At 29.2% G+C, this 1,277-nt stretch carries 1 protein-coding gene; it reads left to right on the top strand.

The window, feature by feature from the left end; translation table 11 throughout:
* Positions 1-312 precede the first annotated feature (312 nt).
* The gene (locus EM932_RS20665) at positions 313-891 is read left to right on the top strand and encodes a hypothetical protein (RefSeq protein WP_145988304.1); all 579 of its coding nucleotides are present in this window, start codon (positions 313-315) and stop codon (positions 889-891) included.
* Positions 892-1,277: the final 386 nt, after the last annotated feature.

Here is a 1,277-nt window from a genome sequence, read left to right as displayed (position 1 = left end):
AACTTCGCTTGTGAATGTCAATTCCAATGTATAACTTTGGGTAGGCAGTAATTTGAGTGTTCATATCTTTTATATTTTTTGTGATCTATAAAGATACTCGACTTACTGCTTTTTCATGGATGCTATAAAACATAGCTAGTAAGTGCTAAACCAAAAGGTTTGTGTATATTTAGAGAGACCGCCAAATTAAAAATTTGGCTTTAAAACTGAAAAATTAAATCAAAATATAAAAAATTGGCTCTGTGCTAAACCCAAAATGTAGTGCCTTTTTACACGCTACATTTCATACACGGAGCCGTTGGCAAACATTAGATGAAAACGCACATAAAAATAATATTTACGATTTTAATTGTTTTCTGTTCTTGTCAAAGAGCGAAAAACAAAGGAAAGGAATTGATTGAAAAATCAAAAACTGAAATTGCTGATGTTTCTAAAAAAGCTTGGAAAAAATCAGTGAATTTTGCTTTTAATTCATTTTCATCGACTGAAACAGTAAGTTTAAACGACATATATTTTGATGAAAATATCCCAGTAATAAATGAAATTAAAAGTGTTCAAATTAACTTTCCACCCAATTTTTATTCCTGTTATTTTAAATATAAGTCGGATAAAACAGAAATGATAGAATTTCTATCGGATTTGAAAACTAAACAATCTGATATATCTGATACAGAAACCGAAAAGACTGACGGAAGTGAATTGAAAAAGAATTTAGAATTTATTGAGCGTGAAATGCCTGAATTCAAAAAAGAAATTTCATTTTTTTACGAAATTGAAAACATCAAGAATATTGAATTTTATCGTTGTAATAAATACCCAAATGCAAATTATCTAGCAATTGATATTGATAATGGAATTATATATCATTTAATAGAGAAATATTGGGATTAAAAATAACGATTTGCCAACACTGTGTATTATTAATTGCTTGGTCACTGCCGACTTACAAACATTCCTGCGGAATATTCTATCTGTGATTTATTTGCTAAATTAGGTGCTTAACCACGCAACTATTCTTATACGTAACCGTTAGCTGCAATGCCGAAAAAATGAAGAACATCGTTTACATATTAATTATTCTCTATCAATGTCAATTTGCAATCGGACAAGAAGATAGAATCTATATTTCTCCCCGCTACCGCTAGTTTAAAACCTTAAATCCGTAAGTCTATAATAAAAAATAACCGCAAATGCTTATAAATAAAAGGTTTGCGGTTTTTAGTATTTTCACCTAAATTGGTGTTGCTATAAAACACTGGTATGAAAATATTAAAATC

Origin of the sequence: Flavivirga rizhaonensis (assembly GCF_004791695.1) — a bacterium.
Classification (GTDB): Bacteria; Bacteroidota; Bacteroidia; order Flavobacteriales; family Flavobacteriaceae; genus Flavivirga; species Flavivirga rizhaonensis.
Note: the sequence above shows the minus strand (reverse complement) of the source record. Positions and strands in the feature narration are given on the sequence as shown.